The organism is Planctomycetota bacterium (genome assembly GCA_035574235.1).
Classification (GTDB): domain Bacteria; phylum Planctomycetota; class MHYJ01; order MHYJ01; family JACPRB01; genus DATLZA01.
Window position 1 is genome coordinate 1 of the sequence record DATLZA010000120.1, and the last position, 5,774, is coordinate 5,774.

Genomic DNA, 5,774 nt, shown 5'->3' on the forward strand with positions numbered 1-5,774 from the left:
GCCAGCGCCACGGCCGCCAGAACGAAAAGCGCCACCGTCCCCCCCCGTTCCGCCAGCCACTCCGCCGCGCGGTCCGAGAACGACGGAGGCGGCAGCGGCTCGGGACGGCGCGTGGGAACGAAAAGGACGCTCACGGCGTCCGGCTCCGCTTGGCGCCCCACCGCCTTGGCGATGAGGTCCTTGGCCTGATCCGGCGTCATGAACGAACGCCCTTCCTCGACGGGGATGAGGACCCCCACCGTCACGCTCTCGATCGCCCCGAGCGGCTCCGAACGCTCCGTGACCGTCTCGTCGACGACGCTTTCGACACGGAGACTGCGCCCGCCGTCCGGCGCGGCCGCCTCCGGAGGCGGCCCCAGCTCGCCTTTCCCCTTGAAGCCGCCTTCCCCCGTGCCGAGCGCTCCTTTGACGATCCCCTTGTGCTCCTCCTCGCGAACGGGCACCGCCCGTCCGTACTTCTTCTCGCGGACGTGGACGTTGGCGGTCTTGGCCACGGCGCGCACGACCACCCGCGCCGTCGGGAAAAGATCGATGATCTTGGCCTTGATCTCCTCCTCGAGGCGCGCCTCATGGCCGCGCAGGTCGTCGATCGAGGCGGCCGTCTCCGAGCGCGGAACCTTGTAGGCCCGCCCCTGCGTGTCCATGATGTGGACCCGGTCCCGGTCCAGCCCGGGAACGGCGTGCGCCACGAGCCCGGCGATCGCCAGGACGTTCTTCTCGTGAAGCGCTTTTCCGGAATGGAGCTCGACCTGGACCGAGGCGCTGGGCCGGGGCCCCTGAAAACCCGTCTGCCAGGCCTCGGATCCCGGGCTGATCTGGACGCTGGCGTTGCGGACGGCGTCCACCTTCCGGATCATGTACTCCAGGCGCCGCTGGAGCGCCACCTGGTAGCGCTTTTCCTTCTGCCAGCGATCCGCGAAGATGGCATCCTCCTCGAGAAATTTCCAGAGGGCCTGGTCGCTCAGGATGCCGTCTCCGGCCAGCTCGAGGATCACCCGGTCGGCGTCGCGCCGGGGGACGTAGATCTCCTGGTCGCGCACCTCGTGGGGGCGGCCTTCCTTCTGGAACTTGCGCAGCACGGCGGCGCGCTCCTCGGGCGTGGCCTCGCGTCCCACGACGCGTACCGAAGGAGGATCGGTGGCGGACACCGTTCCCCAGACGGCCAGAAGCAGCGCCGCGGCCGCCGCGGCGCCCACGAGCAGGCGCTGCGACGGACCGAGGTTGCCCCAGAGCCGCCGCACGGAGTCCGCGGCGGACTTGAACGCCTCCATGACGGCCCCTCTCCTTATTCTCCCGGTGGAGCGGTGCTAAATCTGCATCCCCTGAATCTCCCGGAAGGCCCGGGCCAGCTCGTTTCGAATCTCCATGAGCGCCTCGAAGGCCATCCGCGACTTCTGAAGCGCGGCGGCCACCTGCTCGGCCGTGGCGTCCCCCGCGGCATATCGCTCAAGCACCCGGTCGGCCTCCTGCTGGAGCCGGCCGACGCGCTCGAGGGAGTCCTTGAGAATCGCCTCGAACGACCGCTCCGCGGCCGGCTCGGCTCCCCGGAGGGGAGGCGTCATCGCCGGTCCGGCCGGCGGGCCCAGGGGTCCCACGGCATCCATCATGAGGGGCCTCCGGACGCAACCGGCGTGCCAACGCCCTTTCGAAGTTCCCTCACGCCGCCCCTCCCGCGGGGAGGGAAATCTCTTCCGGAGCGGCGGAAGATTCTTCCGTTCCCGATCCCCACTTCTTGAGCTTGTCCCTCAGCGTCCGGGCGCTGATGCCCAGGATCCGAGCGGCGCGCTCGCGGTTTCCCCCGCACGCCCGGAGGTTCTCCTCGATCGCCCGGCGTTCCAGTTCCTCGAGAGAAATCCCCGCGAGGGACGACGAGGCCCGGGCCGAACCTTCGAGCCAGGGCGCGATCATCTCGGCCGAAATCTCCTCGCCGGGACAGAGCACCGCGGCCCGCTCCAGAAGGTTGGCCAGCTCGCGGACGTTCCCCGGCCAGTCGTAGGCGCAGAGCTTGCGCATCGCCGCGGGGGAAACCCGCTTCCGGTGACGCGCCGTAAAGTGCTCGACGAGAAGCGGAATTTCCTCCCGCCGCTCGCGCAAGGCCGGCATCCGAACGGGCAGGACGTTCAGCCGGTAGTAGAGATCCTCGCGGAAGCGTCCCCGCGCGACCTCGGCCGGGAGATCCCGGTTGGTCGTGGCCACCACGCGGACGTCCACCCGGCGGGTCCGGCTGGAGCCCACGCGCTCGAAGGCGCGCTCCTGAAGCACCCGCAGGAGCTTGGCCTGAAGCGCGGGGTCGATCTCGCTCACCTCGTCCAGAAGCAGCGTGCCGCCGTCGGCCAGCTCGAAGCGTCCCTTGCGCAGCCGGTCCGCGCCCGTAAAGGCCCCCTTTTCGTGCCCGAAAAGCTCGCTCTCGAGCAGTCCCGCCGAAAGCGCCGCGCAGTTGACGCAGAGGAAGGGAGCGGCCCCGCGGCGGGACAGCCGGTGAAGCGTCCGCGCCGCCACTTCCTTGCCCGTCCCGCTCTCGCCGGTGATCAGCACCGTGGCGTCGCTCCGGGCCGCCCGTTCGAGGAGCGCCAGAACGCCGCGCGTGACGGGCCCCCACACGGCTTCCTCCCGGCCGGCGTCCCCCACGCGCGCCCGCAGCACCTCGTTTTCCATTTCGAGGCGGCGATGGGCCAGAGCGCGCTCGACCAGCGCCTCGAGCTCCTCCAGCCGGAACGGCTTGAGGATGTAGTCGTACGCGCCCTTCTTCATCGCCCCCACGGCGCTTTCCACGGTGCCGTGGGCGGTGACGACGAGCACGGGAACGTCCGGAGCGGTGCGCCGCGCCTCCTCCAGGACCGCGATTCCGTCCAGATCGGGCATCCGCAGATCCGTGATGACGAGGTCGCACGGCTCCGACCCGAGCCGTTCGAGGGCCGGACGCGCGGACGCGAACGCCTCTACGCGGTGGCCCGCGCGCCGAAGCGCCTCGGCCATGGCGTCCCGAAGGATCGCCTCGTCGTCGATCACCCAGACGCAGCTCATAGACGGATCGTGAACACCGCCCCCCCGGCGGGATCGTTTCGCGCCTCGATCAGACCTCCATGGGCCTCGACGATCTTGTGCGCGATCGCCAGGCCCAGTCCCGTTCCCTTGGCCTTGCCCGTCACGAAGGGCGTAAAGAGCTTCTCGAGGATCTCCGGGGGGATGCCGGGGCCGGTATCCGCGAAGGAAATCGTCCGGCCGGACGAGCGGATCGAGAGCCTTCCGCCGGGCGGCATCGCCTCAACCGCGTTGAGGACGAGATTCAGGAAGACGCGCCGCATCATCTCGCCGTCCAGGTCCACGGGCGTGGCGTCCAGGTCGCAGATCACGTCGATCTTCTTTTCCTCGATCGCCGCGCGCGCCAGGTCCAGCGCCTCGCGGACGCGCGGCCCGAAGGGCTGGAACGAGCGACGCGGCTCGAGGTCGCGGCCGAAGGTGAGCATGTCGTCCACAAGCTTCTCGAGGCCGCAGACCGCCGACAGGATCCGGTCGAGGCAGGCCGCCTTCTCCGCGTCGTGCCCCAGCTCGCGCCGCAGCAGCGCGGCGTACAGCTGGATGCCCGCCAGGGGATTTCGGATCTCGTGGGCCAGCCCGGCGGCCATCCGGCCGAGCGTTTCCAGCCGGGTCTTGCGCGCCAGACGCCGGTCCTTGTCCGCAAGCTCCCGCTGGAGCTCCTCGATCTTCTCGTAGGAGCGCGCGAGCTTCTCGGTGGCCTGGTGGAAGGTTTCCATCAGGCGGGTCAGCTCGCCGACCGTGCCGCCGCGGGACACGATGCCGTTCACCATGCCGCCCCCCCTCCGTAGGCGGCCCGGGCACGGCCCGCGTCCGCCGCGCCGGCCGTCTCCTGCCGGCCCCTCCCTCCTTCGTCCTCCCGACGCAGCAGGTCCTCCAAAGCCCGCCGCGCCCGCGCGGCTTCCTCCTCCACACGGGCCGCCGCCGCCGGATCGAGCCGCGCCCGAAGTTCCGGCCACCGCGCCCGAACGGGGTGGAGCGTCCGATCGAGCGCGCGGATCTCCTCGAGGACCGCCCGCTGGCGGCGCACGAGATCGAGCAGCGCGTCCGGATCGGCGGACTCGACCAGGCGGCGCTCCTCGGCGACCAGTTCGGCCATGCGGCGGTAGTTTTCGCGCTGCCGCCGGAACCCTTCGACGATGGTCTCGATCACCGCAGCTCCCCCGCCAGCGCGTCGAGCGTGCCGGTCCAGAAGCGTCCATAAAGCCCCGCGGGCGCGGCCGTGAAGAGTTCCCGGGCGGTCTCGAGCGCGCGACGGGCCTCCTCCCGGCGGTCCAGGCGGGCCAGCGCGCGGGCGCGGCCGGCCAGCGCCTGAAAGCGGCCGGCATCGTCCAGATGGTTCCGATAAGCCGCGTCGAAGGCGCGCTCGGCCTCCTCCCAGCGTCCGAGAGCCGCCAGCACCTCGCCCCGCAGGAAGCGCGCCTGCTTCAGGCGCGGCGCGTCGGGCGCGCGAGGGCCGAGCGCTTCCATCCGGTCCAGGGCCCCCAGCGCCGCCGGAGCGTCCCCTTCGCGCAGGGCGACCCGGGCCAGGAGCCAGGCTGCCTCCATCGCCTCCCGAGGGAAGGCGCCCGTTTCGCCGTAGCGCTCGAGGTATTCGGCCAGGAGCCGGCGGTCCAGGGTCAGGCGTGCGGATTCGAAGAGGGCCCCGGCCCATTCGGGGTCCCGCGGCTCGGCGCCCACGGAGGGATCCGTGCGGAGGCGTTCGAATTCCCGGAGAGCTTCCGCCGTGCGTCCCGCGCCCGCGAGGATCCGTCCGCGCTCGAGAAGCGCCCGCCGGCCCAGCGCATGGCGCGGAGGCGACGCGGCCAGAAGCTCGGCCAGCGCCGCGAGCGCCTCTTCGAGGCGGCCCGCCCGGCGGAGCGCCTCGGCGCGCCCGAGGAGCGCCTCCCGGTTCCGGGAAGGTCCCTGCGCATAGAGCGCGCGGTAGAGCTCGGCCGCCCGCGTCCAGAGTCCTCCTTCGAGGCACGCTTCGGCGGCCTGATCGAGGGCGCCGGCGGCCTCGTAGGCGTCCGCCGCTTCGGCCGCGCGGCCGGCGCGCCGGAGAGCGCGGGCCAGATCGAGCGCGTATTCGGCCGCCTCCGGGAAGAGGCGCCGCGCGTGGCGCGCGAGATCGGCGGCGACGCCGGGGTCGGTCGCCGCTTCGAGGAGCGGACGATAGAGCGCGTCGAACGGCAGGCCGAGATCCTCGAGAGGCGAGGCATCGTCGAGCGCCGCCAGCGCGCTCCGCGCCAGCGCCGGATCGCCGCGGAGGCGGGCCAGGACGAATCGGGACAAGGGACCGACCTCGGCCGCTTCGGCCAGCGCCGCGGCCCGGTCGAGCTCGCGTCCCTGGATCGCCAGGAGCGCCGCCCGCAGAAGCCGCGCGTCGGCCGAATCGAGAAACTCGTCGGCGCGGTCGAGGGCCTCGAGCGCGTCGGCCGCGCGGCCGAGGGCCGCGAAGGCGCGGGCGCGTTCGAGGTGCAAAGGGCCCCGCCGCTCGCCCGCGGCCTCGGGGTCTTCGAGAGCGCGGGCGAGGATCGCCGCCGCGCGGTCCGGCCGGCCGGCGACGCGATAGGCGCGGGCCTGGGCCAGGAGCGCGGGGAGACGGCCCTCGGGGGATCGGGCGAGGCGCGCGGCGATCTCGTCCAGAAGCGCCTCGGCGCGGTCCGGGCGGCGGCGCGCCAGGCGGGCCAGCGCGCGAACGAGGGGCGCCCGGAGGTCTTCTCCGCCGGGCCGGTCGGCCAGGCGCGACAGGCGGG

6 protein-coding genes are annotated in these 5,774 nt (G+C 72.6%); all 6 read right to left on the reverse strand.

Annotated elements, in window-relative coordinates; translation table 11 throughout:
• Positions 1-1,271: hypothetical protein (locus VNO22_11000; protein ID HXG61895.1), on the reverse strand; the 1,271-nt coding region annotated here is incomplete at its 3' end.
• Between the two features lie 36 nt (positions 1,272-1,307).
• The gene (locus tag VNO22_11005; protein HXG61896.1) at positions 1,308-1,595 is read right to left on the reverse strand and encodes a flagellar hook-basal body complex protein FliE; all 288 of its coding nucleotides are present in this window, start codon (positions 1,593-1,595) and stop codon (positions 1,308-1,310) included.
• Positions 1,596-1,656: 61 nt separating this feature from the next.
• Positions 1,657-3,024 carry a sigma-54 dependent transcriptional regulator gene (locus tag VNO22_11010; GenBank protein HXG61897.1) on the reverse strand — a complete coding sequence of 456 codons (1,368 nt, stop codon included), beginning with the start codon at positions 3,022-3,024 and terminating at the stop codon, positions 1,657-1,659.
• Positions 3,021-3,809: an ATP-binding protein gene (locus VNO22_11015; GenBank protein ID HXG61898.1), complete on the reverse strand. Its 789-nt coding sequence runs from the start codon at positions 3,807-3,809 to the stop codon at positions 3,021-3,023. Before VNO22_11015 ends, VNO22_11010 begins: the two co-directional genes overlap by 4 nt.
• A complete protein-coding gene (gene flgN, locus VNO22_11020; protein HXG61899.1) occupies positions 3,803-4,189 on the reverse strand; it encodes a flagellar export chaperone FlgN in 387 nt (128 codons plus the stop codon). The genes VNO22_11015 and flgN overlap by 7 nt, the downstream gene beginning before the upstream one ends.
• A partial coding sequence (locus VNO22_11025; protein ID HXG61900.1) for a tetratricopeptide repeat protein occupies positions 4,186-5,774 on the reverse strand: 1,589 nt, incomplete at its 5' end. The genes flgN and VNO22_11025, both read right to left, overlap by 4 nt.

What these genes read in the sequence shown, in the direction of transcription:
- VNO22_11010 (HXG61897.1), bottom strand. Translation starts at nt 3,024, where the DNA reads ATGAGCTGCGTCTGGGTGATCGACGACGAGGCGATCCTTCGGGACGCC.
- VNO22_11015 (HXG61898.1), bottom strand. Translation starts at nt 3,809, where the DNA reads ATGGTGAACGGCATCGTGTCCCGCGGCGGCACGGTCGGCGAGCTGACC.